Origin of the sequence: Streptomyces sp. NPDC101181, assembly GCF_044767975.1 — a bacterium.
GTDB lineage: Bacteria > Actinomycetota > Actinomycetes > Streptomycetales > Streptomycetaceae > Streptomyces.
On the sequence record NZ_JBIWOX010000005.1, the window covers coordinates 219777 to 236293 of the forward strand.

Annotated in this window: 15 protein-coding genes and 2 pseudogenes; 9 read left to right on the top strand and 8 right to left on the bottom strand. The window is 71.9% G+C overall.

Annotated elements, in window-relative coordinates:
- Positions 1 to 25 precede the first annotated feature (25 nt).
- Positions 26 to 874 (bottom strand): siderophore-interacting protein, encoded by an 849-nt coding sequence (locus tag ACIRRU_RS10740; protein ID WP_403678606.1) that lies wholly within the window; start codon positions 872 to 874, stop codon positions 26 to 28.
- 106 nt (positions 875 to 980) lie between these two features.
- Between ACIRRU_RS10740 and ACIRRU_RS10745 the strand changes: the two genes are divergently transcribed.
- Positions 981 to 1790: a TetR/AcrR family transcriptional regulator gene (locus ACIRRU_RS10745; RefSeq protein ID WP_403678748.1), complete on the top strand. Its 810-nt coding sequence runs from the start codon at positions 981 to 983 to the stop codon at positions 1788 to 1790.
- 42 nt (positions 1791 to 1832) lie between these two features.
- Here the strand turns inward: ACIRRU_RS10745 and ACIRRU_RS10750 are convergent, their stop codons facing one another.
- The 6 genes and pseudogenes from ACIRRU_RS10750 to ACIRRU_RS10775 all read right to left on the bottom strand — a co-directional run bounded on the left by ACIRRU_RS10750 (position 1833) and on the right by ACIRRU_RS10775 (position 5153).
- Positions 1833 to 2696: a serine protease gene (locus ACIRRU_RS10750; protein ID WP_403678608.1), complete on the bottom strand. Its 864-nt coding sequence runs from the start codon at positions 2694 to 2696 to the stop codon at positions 1833 to 1835.
- Between the two features lie 582 nt (positions 2697 to 3278).
- Entirely contained in the window at positions 3279 to 3587 is a 309-nt protein-coding gene (locus ACIRRU_RS10755; RefSeq protein ID WP_403678610.1) for an RHS repeat-associated core domain-containing protein, read from the bottom strand.
- A pseudogene (locus ACIRRU_RS10760) lies at positions 3538 to 3675 on the bottom strand (hypothetical protein); the annotation flags it as partial. The pseudogene ACIRRU_RS10760 and the gene ACIRRU_RS10755, both read right to left, overlap by 50 nt.
- Positions 3676 to 3684: 9 nt before the next feature.
- The gene (locus ACIRRU_RS10765; protein ID WP_403678612.1) at positions 3685 to 4095 is read right to left on the bottom strand and encodes a hypothetical protein; all 411 of its coding nucleotides are present in this window, start codon (positions 4093 to 4095) and stop codon (positions 3685 to 3687) included.
- Between the two features lie 97 nt (positions 4096 to 4192).
- A pseudogene (locus tag ACIRRU_RS10770) lies at positions 4193 to 4727 on the bottom strand (IS5 family transposase); the annotation flags it as partial.
- Positions 4728 to 4778: 51 nt separating this feature from the next.
- The gene (locus ACIRRU_RS10775; protein WP_403678614.1) at positions 4779 to 5153 is read right to left on the bottom strand and encodes a hypothetical protein; all 375 of its coding nucleotides are present in this window, start codon (positions 5151 to 5153) and stop codon (positions 4779 to 4781) included.
- Positions 5154 to 5250: 97 nt separating this feature from the next.
- Between ACIRRU_RS10775 and ACIRRU_RS10780 the strand changes: the two genes are divergently transcribed.
- From ACIRRU_RS10780 to ACIRRU_RS10810, 7 genes are all read left to right on the top strand, one after another.
- Positions 5251 to 6063: an arylamine N-acetyltransferase gene (locus ACIRRU_RS10780; RefSeq protein WP_403678616.1), complete on the top strand. Its 813-nt coding sequence runs from the start codon at positions 5251 to 5253 to the stop codon at positions 6061 to 6063.
- Between the two features lie 240 nt (positions 6064 to 6303).
- Complete coding sequence (locus ACIRRU_RS10785; protein WP_363202879.1) at positions 6304 to 7515, top strand: pyridoxal phosphate-dependent aminotransferase; 1212 nt, start codon at positions 6304 to 6306, stop codon at positions 7513 to 7515.
- An 81-nt stretch (positions 7516 to 7596) separates the two neighbouring features.
- A complete protein-coding gene (locus ACIRRU_RS10790; RefSeq protein WP_403678618.1) occupies positions 7597 to 8007 on the top strand; it encodes a hypothetical protein in 411 nt (136 codons plus the stop codon).
- Between the two features lie 258 nt (positions 8008 to 8265).
- Positions 8266 to 9402: a hypothetical protein gene (locus ACIRRU_RS10795; protein ID WP_403678620.1), complete on the top strand. Its 1137-nt coding sequence runs from the start codon at positions 8266 to 8268 to the stop codon at positions 9400 to 9402.
- Positions 9403 to 9592: 190 nt separating this feature from the next.
- A complete protein-coding gene (locus tag ACIRRU_RS10800; RefSeq protein ID WP_403678621.1) occupies positions 9593 to 10813 on the top strand; it encodes a toxic anion resistance protein in 1221 nt (406 codons plus the stop codon).
- Positions 10810 to 12429, top strand: coding sequence for a substrate-binding domain-containing protein (locus ACIRRU_RS10805; RefSeq protein WP_403678623.1), 1620 nt, complete (start codon positions 10810 to 10812; stop codon positions 12427 to 12429). The genes ACIRRU_RS10800 and ACIRRU_RS10805 overlap by 4 nt, the downstream gene beginning before the upstream one ends.
- Entirely contained in the window at positions 12416 to 13057 is a 642-nt protein-coding gene (locus ACIRRU_RS10810; protein ID WP_403678625.1) for a hypothetical protein, read from the top strand. Before ACIRRU_RS10805 ends, ACIRRU_RS10810 begins: the two co-directional genes overlap by 14 nt.
- A 481-nt stretch (positions 13058 to 13538) precedes the next feature.
- Here the strand turns inward: ACIRRU_RS10810 and ACIRRU_RS10815 are convergent, their stop codons facing one another.
- The gene (locus ACIRRU_RS10815; protein WP_403678627.1) at positions 13539 to 15371 is read right to left on the bottom strand and encodes a phosphoenolpyruvate carboxykinase (GTP); all 1833 of its coding nucleotides are present in this window, start codon (positions 15369 to 15371) and stop codon (positions 13539 to 13541) included.
- 222 nt (positions 15372 to 15593) lie between these two features.
- Here ACIRRU_RS10815 and ACIRRU_RS10820 point away from each other — a divergent pair, with 222 nt between their 5' ends.
- On the top strand, positions 15594 to 16286 hold the full coding sequence (locus ACIRRU_RS10820) for a hemolysin III family protein (RefSeq protein WP_403678629.1): 693 nt from the start codon (positions 15594 to 15596) through the stop codon (positions 16284 to 16286).
- Positions 16287 to 16517 lie beyond the last annotated feature (231 nt).

Here is a 16517-nt window from a genome sequence, read left to right on the forward strand (position 1 = left end):
CTCCGGGGCCCGCCACAAGGCGCCGTTACGAGGCGTCCGCGGCCCGTTCCGCCGCCCAGGCGAGGTCCTCTTTTGTGGGGGCGTCGTCCTGGGTGAGGGCGCGCCGCCAGTAGCCGCTGAACTCGACCGTGGACTTGGGCAGTTGACGATCCTCGACCAGGTGGCGGCGGAGGTCCCGCACGGCGGACGCCTCGCCCGCCACCCAGGCCGCGTCCACCCCGTCGAGCGCCGCGCCCGCCCCCCGTACGGCTTGTACCAGCGAGCCGCCCCGGTCCCGGTGCACCCAGTGGACCTCGGCCCCGTGGGCGGCGGAAGGCAGCTCCCGCTCCTCCGCCGCGTCCGCGACCTCGGCGAACACCACGGCCCCGGCCCCGGCGGGCAGCGCCTCCAGCACCGTGGCGATCGCCGGGAGCGCCGTCTCGTCCCCGGCGAGCAGCACCCGGCGGGCGGCGGGCAGCGGGCGGGCGTAGAGGGAGGACGGCCCGACCATGCCGAGGACGTCCCCCGCCTTCGCGGCCGCGCCCCAACGGGCGGCGGGGCCGCCGTCGCCGTGCAGCACGAAGTCCACCGCCATCACGTTGCGTTGACGGTCGTAGGAGCGGACGGTGAAGCTGCGCATCCAGGGCCGCTCCGCCTCCGGGATCGCGAGGAACGCCTCGTACCAGCGCATGCCGTAGGGGTCCTCGGCGTGCCGCTCCGGCAGCCTCGGCGTCCGCTGCCCGGCGCGCGGCAGGCACAGCTTCATCTGCTGGTCGGGGCGGTCCTCCAGCAGGGCGGGCAGTTCGTCGGCGGTGAAGCCGACCCGGGCCGTGCGGGGGGTGATCCGCTCGACGTCCGTGACCCGTACCCAGGTGACCGGCAGTGCCTGACCCATGGCGACCCGACCTCTCTCCGCTCGACTCTCCGCAGGACGACGAGCGATACCTTACGGTGTAATGAATTACCTCGCAGACATTACTTTACGCCGTAAGGAGTTGCACGTGGTGGTCTTCGCCGGACAGGGCGACCCGCGCCGCTCCCTCTCCCTGCTGTGGCGCGCGGACGCCCTGCCCGCCTCGCGTGGCGGCCCGGGTCCGAAACCCGGGCTGAGCGTGGACGCGATCGTGGCGGCGGCCGTGGCGCTCGCGGACGAGGAGGGGATGGCCGCCCTGTCGATGCGCGCGGTGGGCGACCGGCTCGGGCGGACGGCGATGGCGCTCTACACCTACGTTCCCGGCAAGAGCGAGCTGCTGGACCTGATGTACGACGCCGTGCACGCCGAACTGCCCACGCGCTACGGGGAGAAGGGCGACTGGCGAGAGGCGCTGACCGCCTGGGCCGGGGAGGTGCTGGAGTTCTTCGTCCGGCACCCCTGGGTACTCCAGGTCTCCCAGGCGCGGCCGGTGCTGGGGCCGCACGAGTACGCGGGGCTGGACACGCTGCTCACCCTGCTGCGGGCGACGGACCTGCCGGCCGGGGTGGTGCGGCGCCTGGTGGGAACGCTGTTCCCGTTCGTCCGGGGTTCGGCGCAGGCGGTGGCCGACGCGAGGCTCGCCGCGGCGGCGACCGGCAGCTCCGACGAGGAGTGGTGGGCGGCGCGCTCGGCGGCCCTGCTGGAACTGGTCCCCGACTTCGCGGAGCGCTTCCCGGCGGTGAGCGGCCTGGAGGCGGAGGGTCCGGCCGAACCGTATCCGGGGCCGGGCCCGGACGACGCGATGCCGTTCCCGGAGCGGGAGGCGCGCGAAACGTTCCGGGTGGGGCTCGGGGTGCTGCTCGACGGGATCGGCGCGGCGCGCGCCGACCGGTCCTGACCGTGGCCAGGGCCGGTCGGCGCACCTGCCGGGCGGAAGCGGCTACGGCTTGGGGAGCGCGCAGCCCTCGCGGTTCAGGTCGATCTTGCTGCCCGCGCCGATGCACGGGACCATGGTGTACGTCTGCTGGGCGTAGTTGATGCCCTCACGGACGGTCACCTGGCCGTTCTCGTCGACCTCGCACGGGTTGTTGTCCGTGCACTCCTGGCCGCTCTCGTTACCGGTGTTGTTGACGGCGACCACCTTGCCGGTGGCGTCGTCGATCACCGGCGAACCGGACGTGCCGCCGATCGTCCGGCACTCCGGGGTGTAGCGGACCGAGTCCTTCCAGGTCCACCGGCCCTCCTTGAGCTGATGGACGAAGCCGTCGATGTCGCAGCTGTAGGTGCGCTTCCAGTAGCCGGAGGCGACCGTGATGGCGGTGCCCGCCGTCGGGTGGGCGGTCTCCAGCTCCAGCGCCTCGATGCCGTAGCGGTCCTCGATCTGCTGGTAGGTGGAGGTGGTCTCGTAGAGCGAGAGGTCGGTGTCGGTCATGGTCCCGTAGGCGATCTTGCTCGCCTTGAGGGTGCCGACCCCGCCGCCCGAGGCGTCGAGCAGGGTGAACGACCGTTTGGACGGCTGGTCGACGACGACCTCGCCGGGGCCCGGGAAGCCGGACTCCAGGCAGTGCCCGTTGGAGAGCACGAGGGCGGGGTCGGTGGGGGCGGCGTCGGGCGAACGGACCACGGAGCCCGAACAGTTGCTGAGCGCGACGGTCCCGGCGAAGGTCACGGCCTTCGCGGCGGGGGCGGCGGCCACGGTTTCCCGTGCCTGATGCTGCGGTGCGGGCTCGGCTGCGACGGCGGGCGCGACGCCCGCCCCCAGGAGCAGGGCAGCGAGAAACGCACCGGCGAGAGGCTTGTTCATGTGGGGGTCCCCTCCAGTGATGCCAAGGACCGGAGATCTTCCGGCTGTTGACATGCGCATGTTTGCGCAGATGTTCGGCCATCACAAGGGGTCAATTCCGGCCAGGGGGTACGGGGTCGCGCGACGCGGGGGGGCTCACCGAACCTTTTGGCCCGAGCCCTCCGGGACCGCGACCGCGATCGGGTGGTCGAGCACCGGCGCGTCCATCTGACTCACGTCCTCCCGAGACCCTCGGCCGAGCCTGTGTCGTCTGCCGCCATATCGTGCGCGGTTTCTACAGCCTGTTGCCGCCCGAGTGTCGCCGTGCGGTCATAGCCCCTGGGCCCGACGGAGCGATGCGCTTTCAGCTGGGGCCCTTGCGCGAGAGGAACCAGTAGAGGAGGGGGACGGCGACAATGACAAAAATGAGAAGTGCCGAGGTCCGCGATGCTCCAGAAATTCCGACAACCAGCCCAATCGCCAGGAAGGTGAATATGACAGAAGTCAGGAGGAATAGTTGCCTTTTATCCATTTTAGTCCTCAGTGGCTTGACAGAGGGAGGCGCGTTCCGCGTACCCCCCTCCGTACGGTGTGCATCTGGGGTCAGAGCCGAGACCCGACTACGAATCCGACACCGAATCCGGTTCCGGCCAGGCCGCCGACCAGGGTCCCGGTGACAGTTCCAGCGCCGGGAATGATCGAACCAATTCCGCCTCCTACGAATCCGCCAATCGTGGCTGCGGATCCGATAAACCCTATGTCCGACGTGAAATCGTCAACAGAGTAGAGACCTGTGGGGTCGACGCGGTTGACGGGGTCGCCTGCGGCGTAGAGGTAGGGGTTCTGTTCCTGACCGGACGGGTCAGCTTGAGTGAAGCGGCCGAGGGCGGGGTCGTAGTAGCGGGCGCCCATCTTGTACAGCCCTGACGGAGGCCACCCGGTCGCTGTCCCAGGTGAACTTCGTCTGTCGGCCCTCGGCAGTCGTGACCTTGGCGAGGCGGTTCGAGGTCTAGTAGTCGAAGACGGAGGTCTTGCCGTCGGTATCAATGAACGTCTTGATCAGATCACCGGAGTAGGTGTAGCTGATCGACCGGCCCGTGTTGTCCGCGGCCTTGGTGATGTGCTTGCCGTCGTTGGTGAACGTCAGCGTGCGTCCGGACGCCCAGGTGATCTTCGACGTGAAGTTGCCGGAGTAGGTGATGGTGGTGGCGTTGCCGTTCTTGTCCTCCACCTTCGACACGCGCGCGACGCCGGTGGTGCCGGAGCGGGAGAAGGTGTTCTTCTCACCGGTGCGGCGGCTGGTGAGGGTGAAGGACTTCTTGTCCGACGCCTCGGTCAGGTCCTGCTTGTAGCCCTTGGCCGGGGTGAGGGACGAGCCGGAGCGGGCGAAGACGCCGACCGTGCCGGTGGGGCCCTGCATGGACACGCCGTTGGCGGTGGGCTCCTCGATCCGGTAGTCGGCACCGGAGGTGGCGTTCCAGCCGACACTGTTGAGGCTGTTGAAGGTGTTGCCGTAGGCCAGACCCGATCCGGGGCGCCCTGATCGCGTCCATCACGGCGGTGAACCGATGCAGTCGTTGGAGTTGCCACCCGTCACGACGAAAGGGAGCGGACGGCCCCGGCCGTCACAGGCCAGGTGGACCTTGCTGGTCAGACCACCCCTGGACCGGCCGAGGGCCGGGTCGCGAAGCCCCCTCTTCGGGCCCCGGCCGCCTGCTGGTGCGCCCGGACGATCGTGGAGTCGACGGACACCAGCCAGTCGATGTCGCCCGCCACATCCGCCTTCGCCTGAGCGGCCCGCAGCATCCGGCCGAACGTCCCGTCCGCCGACCACCTGCGAACACGCGTATGCAGAGTGACCCACGGGCCGTAGCGGCCGGGCACATCCCGCCAGGCCGTCCCGGTCCGGAACTTCCACACGATCCCGTTCAGGACCCTGCGATCGTCCAGCCTCTTCCGCCCCCGCACCGACTCGGGCAGCAACGGCCGGACGAACTCCCACTCGGCGTCGAACAGTTCATGGCGGCGTACCACCACACCATGATCCACCAACCGTGATCATTGTGAAGACACCCCTAGGCGGCGGGGGCCGTGCTGCCCGGGTCAGGCCGCTTCTCCCCCGGCCCCCGGGCCCCCAACTCCACTCCCCCCGGCCCCCTTTCCCGCTGCCTCCTTCGCGTACGTCACGGCCTGGAGCAGGCTCAGACCGGGTTCGGCCTGGCGCAGGACCTTGATGGCCTCCACCGAGTCCGCGGGCCCCTCGTGCCCGGCCGCGGCGAGCCGCTGGCGCACCCAGTGACCGCGCAGTTCCCCGTCCGGGCGCGCGGCGGCTTCCTCGGCGAGGACGAGGGCCCGCTCCAGACCGGGGCGTTCGGCCTCCGCGGCGCTCTCCAGCGCGCTCCGGAGCTCGGCGACGACATCGGGGGCGTCGCGGATGACGAGTACGGCGAGGGGCTGGGGCTTGCGGAAAAGGCTCATAGGGCCACCGTTCCCCGGCCGGCCCGACGCCTCACCGAAGTTGAGCAACATCTGAGCCCGCCCCCGCTCCGGCGCTCCGGCTGCGTACGGTCGGGGCATGACACTCGACCTCGACGCCTACCTCGCCCGCATCAGCTGGACCGGCAACCCCCGGCCCACGGTGGAGGTGCTGCGCTCCCTGCAACGCGCCCATCTGCTGGGCATCCCGTTCGAGAACCTGGACCCCGTGCTCGGCTCCGCGCCGTCGCTGGCGCTCGACGACCTCCAGGCGAAGCTGGTCCGCGGCGGGCGCGGCGGGTACTGCTACGAGCACAACACCCTGTTCTCCGCCGTGCTGAAGCGGGTGGGCTTCTCCGTGACCCCGCTGACCGCCCGGGTGCTGCTGGGCGCGGCGCCGGGCGACATCCGGCCCCGCACGCACATGCTGATGCGGGTGGACGTGCCCGGTGAGCCGCACCCGTACCTCGTGGACGTCGGGTTCGGGTCGATCGGGGCGCTGCTGGAGCCGGTCGAGCTGGTGGCGGGCGCCGAGCTGTCCGACGCCCCGCGCCACCACCGCCTCGTGCACACCGCGCACGACGGCCCGCTGCCGATGTGGGAGCTCCAGGCGGAGAAGGGCGGCTCGTGGGAGCCGCAGTACGCGTTCACCCTGGAACCGTTCGAGGCGCCGGACTACGAGGTGATCAACTGGCACATCGCGACGCATCCGCGCTCGCCGTTCCGGCAGGCGGTGTACGCGCAGCACACCCGGATCGGCTCCCACCTGGCACTGGCCGGGCTGGACCTGGTGGAGACGGCCGACGACGGCACGGTCACCGAGCGACGGCTGAAGGACGGCGCGGAGGCCCTGCGCGTCCTGGCCGACGACTTCGGCGTCCACCTCCCGGAGGGCACCCGGCTGCCCGAGTGACCCCAGTGGGGTGAACGGTCGTGGCCCCGCCGCGAGGGACCCGCGTGGCGTATCTCACCCGTCCGGGGGGCTCGCGCTCCATTCCAAGCCGTAGCGCCGTCGCGACCGGGCGATCCCAGGGGCCGGGGCGGCGGCGGGCATCGTGATGGAAGCCGGGGCGGGGCGGTGCGGGTGTCCGGCGGGCGTACGGGTGGGGCAATCCCCGCGCACCTCCCGAAACGCGGCCGTAAGCTCGCGGACATGCAGGTCATCCAGTCCACGAAGCTCGCCAATGTCTGTTACGAGATCCGGGGCCCCGTACTGGAGGAGGCGATGCGGCTGGAAGCGGCCGGTCACCGCATCCTCAAGCTCAACACGGGCAACCCGGCCGCGTTCGGGTTCGAGTGCCCGCCGGAGATCCTCGAGGACATCCTGCGCAACCTCGCGGGCGCGCACGGCTACGGCGACGCGAAGGGCCTGCTGTCCGCGCGCCGGGCGGTGATGCAGCACTACCAGACCAAGGGCATCGACCTGGACGTCGAGGACGTCTACCTGGGCAACGGCGTCTCCGAGCTGATCCAGATGTCGATGCAGGCGCTGCTGGACGACGGCGACGAGGTGCTCGTACCGGCCCCGGACTATCCGCTGTGGACCGCGTCGGTCTCCCTGGCGGGCGGGACGGCCGTGCACTACCGCTGCGACGAACAGGCCGACTGGATGCCGGACCTCGCCGACATCGAGCGGAAGATCACCGACCGCACCAAGGCCCTGGTGATCATCAACCCGAACAACCCCACCGGCGCGGTGTACGACGAGGAGATGCTGCGCGGGCTCACCGAGATCGCCCGCCGCCACAACCTCATCGTGTGCTCCGACGAGATCTACGACCGGATCCTGTACGACGGCGCCACGCACACCCCGACGGCCGCGCTCGCCCCCGACCTGATGGTGCTGACCTTCAACGGCCTCTCCAAGAACTACCGGGTGGCGGGCTACCGCTCCGGCTGGCTGGCGGTCTGCGGCCCGAAGGCGCACGCCACCTCGTACATCGAGGGGCTGACGATCCTCGCCAACATGCGGCTGTGCGCCAACATGCCCTCGCAGCACGCCGTGGCCACCGCGCTCGGCGGGCGGCAGTCCATCGAGGACCTGGTGCTGCCGGGCGGCCGGATCCTGGAGCAGCGGGACACCGCGTACGACCTGCTGACCTCGATCCCCGGCGTGACCTGCGTGAAGCCGAAGGGGGCGCTGTACCTCTTCCCCCGGCTCGACCCCAAGGTCTACAAGATCAAGGACGACCGGCGGATGGTCCTGGACCTGCTGCGGGCCGAGAAGATCATGGTCGTGCAGGGCACCGGATTCAACTGGCCGGAGCCCGATCACTTCCGGCTGGTCACCCTGCCGACGGCCGAGGACCTGACCGACGCGGTGACCAGGATCGGCACCTTCCTGGACGGTTACGGACAGCCGTAGGACGACCACCCTCCCGGACCACTCACAACTTTAGACTTGATCTAAGGTAGGATGGGTGCACGCACCATCGGGAGGCCATCCATGTACGAGCCGATCCGCAGCACATCGGTCCACACCCTTGCCGACGACGCGGACTTTCCGCACCGCAGCCGCGAGGAGGAGCTGGACATCCAGCTCGCCGGACATCTCGCCGCGCTCCTCGCGGTCACCGACGAACTGGGCCTCGCCCCGGCGGGCGACCGCATCGCCGGGCAGGTCGCCCGGCTGCGCGGCGCCCCGCCCGCCCGGCACGCCGCGCTGACCGACGCGTCCCCGGCCGACCTCCACCGCCGCGCCCACGCCCTCGCTGGCCGCGCCCTGGTGGTGGCCGCCTCGCGCGCCGACACGACCGCCGCCATCCTCTCCGCCGAGCGGATGGACGCCCACACCGCGGCCCTCGCCGCCTCCGCCGACGCCCACGCTTCCGCGGAACGGCTGGTCGGCGCCCACTGACGGCCCCGGTCCGCGTGCCGTGAGGGCGCGCGGACCGGGTGCCACAAACCCCTCGGGGCCGGTGCCCCCTGGGCAGGTGCCCCCCCTGGGCCGGTGCCGCACTACCCCCCGGGGCCGGTGGCTCACCACCCCCGCAGCTGGTGCCACACCCCCCGGAGCCGCCGGGAGCCATGGACCCTGGAGTCGCCCGCCCCCTCCAGGTCCGTTGCATTCCGGGATGGCTCCTTCATCTCCCGTACACCCGACCCAGCCCGGAATGTGGGTTTCCGGGAGCACGCTGCTCAGGTGAGACGCATCGTGGGAATCGTCCTGGCGGTCCTCCTGATCGCCGGCGTGGCCGGGGCGGTCGCCTTGGGCCGCGACAACGGGGGCAGCGGGGACGACGGCAAGGCCGCCCGGACCGTTCGCGGAGTGATCGGGTCGGAGAAGGCCGAGTTCTTCGCCGACCCCGACACCGTGAAGGCCCTCGCGGCCAAGGGGTTCACCGTCCGGACGGAGACCTCCGGGTCCTGGGCGATGGACCGACTGCCCCTGACGGGTTACGACTTCGCGTTCCCCGGCTCCAAGGCCCCGGCCGACGAGCTGCGTCGGCGCGCCGGGGTCCAGGGCGGTCCGCTGCGCCCCTTCTACTCCCCGCTCGTCGTGGTGGCCCACCGCAACGCGGCCGAGGTGCTCGCCGCCAACGGACTGGCCCGGCTGCGCGCCGAGAACGGCTCGAAGTTCACCACACAGGGGACCCTGCTCATGGACCCCTACCTGGCCGCGGCGCAGGACGACCGGACCTGGCAGCAGTTCGAAGGGGCCTCCGGACACGCCGAGTTGAGCGGCACGGTGTTCATCACCAGCACCGACCCCGTCGCGTCCAACTCCGGGGCCCTCTACCTCGCCGCGGCCTCGTACGTCGCCGACGGCGGCCGGGTCGCCACCGACGCGCGGGCCGTGGAGCGCACCGCGCCGCTGATGCGCAAGCTCGTCCAGGTGCAGGGCGCACAGCAGACCAGCAGCGACGCGCCGTTCCGCGACTTCGTCAGCGGGGTGGGCAACCCCCTCGTCCTGGTCTACGAGTCGCAGGTGGCCGCACTCCTGATGAGCAGTCAGCGACAGGAGATCGGCGATCTCGTCGTCCTCTACCCGGACACCACGGTCTCCAGCGACCACACCCTCGTCCCCCTGAGCGACGAGGGCCGTGAGCTGGGCGAGCTGCTGTCCACCGACCCCGAACTGCGGAAGCTGGCGGTACGGCACGGCTTCCGGCCCCAGGGCGCGGCGGCCGAGTTCGGCGCGGCGACCGCGGCCCACACCGCCTACATCGACCAGCGGCTGACCGGCGTACGTCAGGCGCCCGTGCCCACCGCGGAGGTGCTGCGCTCGATGGCGCAGCGGGCCCGCGGCTGACGACCCCCGGACTCCCCCGCCCCGCGCCCCGCGCCCCGGAACGGCAGGCGGATCCGGAAGTGGACCGGATCCGCACCAGGACCCCGGGCCGCACACCCGCACCCCGGTGCGCACCACCCGCACCCGCACGCCGCGCAACGCACCCGCCGCAGCTCCCGTACCCGCACCCGCCGCACAGGAGACCACCACCATGTCCCAGAACACCGGGCCCCAGGACCCCCGACGCCCCTACAGCCCACCGGCCGCCCCGCTGACGCTCACCCCGCCGGAGCCCGTGGCCCCCGTCCGCGCCGGGCAGGCGTCCGGGCTCGTCCCGGTCGGGGACGCGGTGCGGGACGACATGCTCCGGCGGGCCGAGGAGTACGTCGACGGGCTCGCCCAACTGGACGCCCGCTCGCCCGAGTTCGGCGCGCGGGTCGAGGAGATCGCCGCGCTCGGGCAGGGCGACATCCGCGGCGCCGCCCAGCAGTCCAACCGGATGCTGGAGCGCACCGTCCGCTCGCTGGCCTCCGGCGAGGGCGACGCCCCGGCCCGGGTGGGGAGCTCGCTGGTCGAGCTGCGCCGCACGGTGGAGGACCTCGATCCGCGTGACACCCCCGGGCGTGGGGCACGGCGGCTGCTGTCCCGGCTGCCGGGCGGGCGACGGCTGCGCGACCACGTCGCCGCGTACGCCTCCGCCAAGGGCACGCTGGACCGGATCGTCGGCTCGCTCCGCGGCGGTCAGGACGAACTGCGCCGCGACAACGCCGCGTTGCACACCGAGCGGACCCGCCTGTGGGAGACCATGGGCACGTTGCAGGAGTACGCGGTCCTCACCGAGGCCCTCGACGGGGTCGTGGAGCGGCGGATCGCGGAGGCGGAGACGGCGGGCGACCCGGTGCGGGCCGACGCGCTGCGGGCCGACGTCCTCTTCCCCGTACGGCAGAAGCACCAGGACCTGCTGACCCAGATCGCGGTCTGCGCCCAGGGGTATCTGGCGATGGACGTGGTGCGGCGCAACAACGACGAGCTGATCAAGGGCGTCGACCGGGCGGCCACCACCACCGTCTCGGCGCTGCGGATCGCCGTGATGCTGTCATCGGCCCTGGAGAACCAGCGCCAGGTGACCGAGCAGGTGCGGGTGCTGCGCTCCACCACCGAGGACCTGATCCGGGGCAACGCGGAGATGCTCGCCACGCAGAACGGGGAGATCCAGCGCATCGCGGCCGATCCGGCGGTCGGCATGGAGACCCTGCGGGAGGCGTTCGGGCAGATCTACGCGACGCTCGACGCCATCGACACCTACAAGGCGCGGGCGACCGAGACCATGGCGGCCACCGTGGAGTCGCTGACCGCCGAACTCCAGGTGGCCGGAGCCCGGTTGGACCGCAGTCGCGCCGCGGACCGGGCGCTGGACGGGGGCCGGTCATGAGCCGCCGCGCGAGAGGGGGCTCCTTCCTGGTCCGGCGTACGCTCCTTCCGCTGCTGGCCACGGTGCTGCTCACCCCGCTCGCCGCCTGCACCACGGAGGGGAGCTCCGGCCCGGACAGCGGCCGGGCCGACGACGGGCGGCCGCGGGCGGGCACGCTCCGGGTGCTGGCCTCCAGTGAACTCAGCGACATGGAGCCGCTGTTGGCCAAGGCCCGGGAGGCGACCGGGATCACCGTGCGGCCCACCTGGACGGGCACGCTGGATGCCGTCGAGCACCTGGCGTCGGGGAAGGCGGACGGGGCGTTCGACGCGGTGTGGCTGTCGTCCAACGACTATCTGCGGCTCGACCCGGAGGCCGCCCGCCGGATCGCCTCCGAGACCCCGCTGATGGCCTCCCCGGTCGCCCTCGGGGTGCGGCCCGCGACGGTGCGCAAGCTCGGCTGGGACCCGGAGGCGGTGAGCTGGGCGCAGGTCCACCGGGCGGTCGCGGCCGGAGACCTGACGTACGGGATGACCGACCCGAACCGCTCCAACTCCGGTTTCGCCGCGCTGATCTCGGTGGCGTCCGGGCTGTCCGGCGCGCAGGCCGCGCTGACCGACGCCGATGTCCGCAGGGCCGCGCCGAAGCTGAAGGAGTTCTTCGCGGGGCAGCGGCTGACCTCGGGGTCCTCGGGCTGGCTGGCCTCCGCGTACGCCCGGCGCTCCACCGTGGACGGGCTGATCAACTACGAGTCGGTGCTGCTGTCGCTGAACCGGGACAGCGGCGCCGGGCTGACGGTGATCCGCCCCCGCGACGGGGTGGTGACGGCCGACTACCCGCTCAGCGCGCTCACCGCCGCCGCACCGGAGGCCCGGGACGCGGTGCGAACCCTGGCCGAGCACTTCCGGTCTGCGGAGGTGCAGCGGGAGATCACCGCGCTGACGCTGCGCCGCCCGGTCGTCGCCGCCGCGCGCCCCGCCGACCCGCTCTCACCCGAGCAGCGCCGCGAACTGCCCTTCCCCGGCACGCGATCGGTCGCGGACGGGCTGCTGTCCTCGTACGAGCACCGGCTGAGGCGTCCCTCGCGGACGGTGTACGTGCTGGACACCTCCGGGTCGATGAGAGGCGGGCGGCTGGCCCAGCTGAAGTCCGCGCTGAACGGACTGACCGACGACTTCCGCCAGCGTGAGCAGGTCACGCTGCTGCCGTTCGGTTCGGCCGTCAAGCAGGTCCGCACCCACACCGTCGACCCGGCCGACCCGAAGGCGGGCCCGGCGGCGATCCGGGCGGACGCGGCGGCGCTGACGGCCGAGGGGGACACGGCGATCTACTCGTCGCTGGCCGCCGCCTACGACCACCTGGGCCCGGACACCGAGTCCGCGTTCACCTCCATCGTGCTGATGACGGACGGCGAGAACACGGCGGGCCGGTCGGCGGCCGAGTTCACGGCGTTCTACCGGGCGCTCCCGGCGGCCCGGCAGGTCACCCCGGTGTTCCCGATCGTGTTCGGGGACTCCGACCGCTCGGAGCTGGACGCGATCGCCGCGCTGACCGGTGGCCGGCTCTTCGACGGGACGAAGGAGGAGGGGCCCGGCTCGCTGGACGGGGCGTTCGAGGAGATCCGTGGCTACCAGTAGGCGCCCGCCGGAGGGGAAATCCGCGGCGGCCCGGGTTCTCGGCTATCTGGAGTCGGCCCGGAACCTGACCGGGTGCACCGCGGCCCTCGGCGGACTGGTCCTGACCTTCACCGGGGTCGCAGGCCCGTACTGGCCCGTGGTGGTCGCCGGGCTCTACGGGGCGGGCGCGCTGCTGGCCCCGCCGCGCCGCCCGCCCGCCCCGGAGTTCGAGGAACCCTCGTCGCGGCTGGACGAACTGCGGGCCGGTCTGGGAACCCTGCGGGCGTACCTGGACGAGGTGGACCTGCCGCCCGCCGCGGCGGACCGGCTCACCGAGCTGACCGGCCTGCTGGACGGGCTGCTGGCCCCCGGCTGGGTGTCCGAGGCGCTGGCGGACGACCCGGAGGCCGTACACGTCCTGGCGCGGGCGGTGCGCCGGGACGTTCCGGAGTCCGTCGACGCGTATCTGCGGACGCGGTGGTGGACGCGGCTCGCGCCGGGCGCACGGGCACCGGAGGAGGAGCTGGAGCGGCAGCTGTCGCTGCTGCACGGGGAGGCACAGGCGCTGGTGGACGCGTTGCGGGAGGCGGAGGAGCTGCGCCAGCGGTCGCACACGAGGTATCTGGAGGACCGGGGCGGCACGGCGTAGGGGGCCGTGCCGGCCGGGCTCACGGGCAGGGCGTCATCGGCGCGAAGTCCCGTCCACGCAGCGGAAACGGGCAGGGGAAAGAGGGCCGGAAAAGGGTCGGCCCCCGGAACCATGAGGGGGTTCCAGGGGCCGGGAGGGCATCCTTGGTCGGGGACCCCTCAGGGGCTGTCGTCTCCGGCAGCCCCGCACCGCGGCGGGTCGTCGGCCCCACAGGTCAGGGCGGTGTCCGATGGACCCGGCCGCGGAGTCAGGTGGACGGGCGGGTGGCAGGCGGGGGCGTACGCGCACGGCGCGGGCGGCACGCGGCTTACAGTGCGGGCGGCGCCCCGGCCGCATGGCGCGGGCGGGTGCTGGCGTACGACTCGGACGACACCTCGGCGTACGACTCGAGCGGCGTCCCTGCGCACCACTGCCCGCGCCCCGCCCACCGCCGCACGGCTCGCGACAACCCCGTCCCCTGCCCCCGCCCCCGCCGCGCGGCTCAGCCCAGGCGCTTGACCAGCGCGTGGTACTCGTCCCACAGCTCCTTGGGCGTGTGGTCACCGAAGGTGTTGAGGTGCTCGGGGACCAGGGCGGCCTCCTCGCGCCAGACTTCCTTGTCGACGGTGAGCAGGAAGTCGAGGTCGGCCTCGGAGAGGTCCAGGCCTTCGGTGTCCAGCGCACCCTTGGCGGGCAGGACGCCGATCGGCGTCTCGACGCCCTCGGCCTTGCCGTCCAGGCGCTCCACGATCCACTTCAGGACGCGGCTGTTCTCGCCGAAGCCGGGCCACACGAACGTGCCGGCCGCGTTCTTGCGGAACCAGTTCACGTAGTAGATCTTCGGCAGCTTCGCCTGGTCCTTGTCGGCGCCGACCTTGACCCAGTGGTTCATGTAGTCGCCCATGTTGTAGCCGCAGAACGGCAGCATGGCGAACGGGTCGCGGCGCAGCTCACCGACCTTGCCCTCGGCGGCGGCGGTCTTCTCGGAGGCGACGTTGGCTCCGAGGAAGACGCCGTGCTGCCAGTCGAAGGACTCGGTGACCAGCGGGACGGCGGAGGCGCGACGGCCGCCGAAGAGGATCGCGGAGATCGGCACGCCCTGGGGGTCCTCCCACTCGGGCGCGATGATCGGGCACTGTCCGGCGGGGACGGTGAAGCGGGCGTTGGGGTGGGCGGCGGGCGTGCCGGACGCGGGGGTCCAGTCGTTGCCCTTCCAGTCGGTGAGGTGCGCGGGCCGCTCCTCGGTCATGCCCTCCCACCACACGTCGCCGTCGTCGGTGAGCGCGACGTTGGTGAAGACGGAGTTGCCCCACATGGTCTTCATGGCGTTGGCGTTGGTGTGCTCGCCGGTGCCGGGCGCGACGCCGAAGAACCCGGCCTCGGGGTTGATCGCGTAGAGGCGGCCGTCCTCGCCGAAGCGCATCCAGGCGATGTCGTCGCCGATGGTCTCCACGGTCCAGCCGGGGATGGTCGGCTCCAGCATGGCGAGGTTGGTCTTGCCGCAGGCGGACGGGAAGGCGGCCGCGATGTACTTGGGGCCCTCGGCCTCCCCGGCCGGCGGGGTGAGCTTGAGGATCAGCATGTGCTCGGCGAGCCAGCCCTCGTCGCGGGCCATCACGGAGGCGATGCGCAGGGCGTAGCACTTCTTGCCGAGCAGGGCGTTGCCGCCGTAGCCGGAGCCGTAGGACCAGATCTCGCGGTCCTCGGGGAAGTGCGAGATGTACTTGGTGGAGTTGCAGGGCCAGGGGACGTCCTGCTCGCCCTCGGCCAGGGGGGCTCCGAGGGTGTGGACGGCCTTGACGAAGAAGCCGTCGCCACCCAGCTCGTCCAGGACGTCCTGGCCCATGCGGGTCATGGTGCGCATGGCGACGGCGACGTACGCGGAGTCGGTGATCTCGACGCCGATCGCGGAGAGCGGCGAGCCGACGGGCCCCATGCAGAAGGGCACGACGTACAGGGTGCGTCCGCGCATCGAGCCGCGGAAGATCCCGTCCTGTCCGGTGAAGATCTCCCGCATCTCGGCGGGGTCCTTCCAGTGGTTCGTGGGCCCCGCGTCCTTCTCCTCCCGGGAACAGATGAACGTACGGTCCTCGACGCGGGCGACGTCGGTGGGGTCGGAGGCGGCGTAGTACGAGTTGGGCCGCTTGGTCTCGTCCAGCTTGGTGAACGTGCCCTGGGCGACGAGCTCCCCGCACAGGCGCTCGTACTCGGCCTCGGAACCGTCGCACCAGACCACCCGGTCCGGCTGGGTGATGGCTGCGATCTCGTCGACCCAGGAGATCAACTCCTGGTGGTGGGTGGGGACGGTGAGGGGAGCCGCGATGTCGCGCGCCACGATCGCTCCTACGGTGAGGGTGTCAGTTGTCTGGAGGCCCCGTGGGGGCTGCGACCCGGATGCTTCGAACCCTTCGTTCCCCTGGCGCTCATCCGGTGCCGACTGCACTCATTTGATCATCCGACCGTTCCGCCCATATGTCCAGGGGGCCTCACACGTGAGCATCGCCACTCGTATGCGCTCCATATCTGTTACCTACGGTGGCGTAGGTAGCATGCGAGCATGACTGACGCCGCCACTAGCGCCGTATCCCGAGGCCCCGTCGTTCTCGATCCCACGCCGGTGAAACCGCGGATGCGCGGCTGGCTGCACGCCGGAATGTTCCCGGCGGTGCTGATCGCAGGCATCACCCTGATCGCGCTCACCGACACCACGACGGGCCGGATCGCCTGCGCGGTCTACACCCTCAGCGCCTGCCTGCTGTTCGGGGTCAGCGCGGTCTACCACCGCGGCACCTGGGGGCCGCGCGGCGAGGCGGTGCTGCGCCGCCTGGACCACGCGAACATCTTCCTGATCATCGCGGGCACCTACACGCCGCTGACCCTGCTCCTGCTGCCGCAGTCCACCGCCCGGCCGCTGCTCTGGGCGGTGTGGGCGGCCGCCGCGGCGGGCATCGCCTTCCGGGTCTTCTGGGTCGGCGCGCCGCGCTGGCTGTACACCCCGTGCTACATCGCGATGGGCTGGGCGGCGGTCTTCTTCCTGCCCGACTTCATGCGGGCGGGCGGGATCGCGGTGCTGGTCCTCGTCATCGTCGGCGGGGTGCTCTACAGCGCGGGCGGCGTGATCTACGGCATCAAGAAGCCGAACCCGTCGCCGCGCTGGTTCGGCTTCCACGAGGTGTTCCACTCGCTGACGCTGGCGGCGTTCGTGGCGCACTACGTGGGCATCTCGCTGGTGGCGTACCAGCACGGGTAGGGGCGCGTCACGGGAGCCACGGGAGTGGGGGCAGGTCGCACGCGGCGACCGGCCCCCACTCCCGTACGCGGGCGGCACGCGCCCCGCGCCTGGATGCGACCGTCTCCGCACCCGGGCGGCACGCGCCCCGCACCCGGCCGTGACCGTCTGGTCCGTAAGTCGTCTCGCCCGCCCCGCTCCCGTCCCCGGGCGGGACGGTCTGCGTGCGTAGATCCAGGTTTCAGCCGCCCC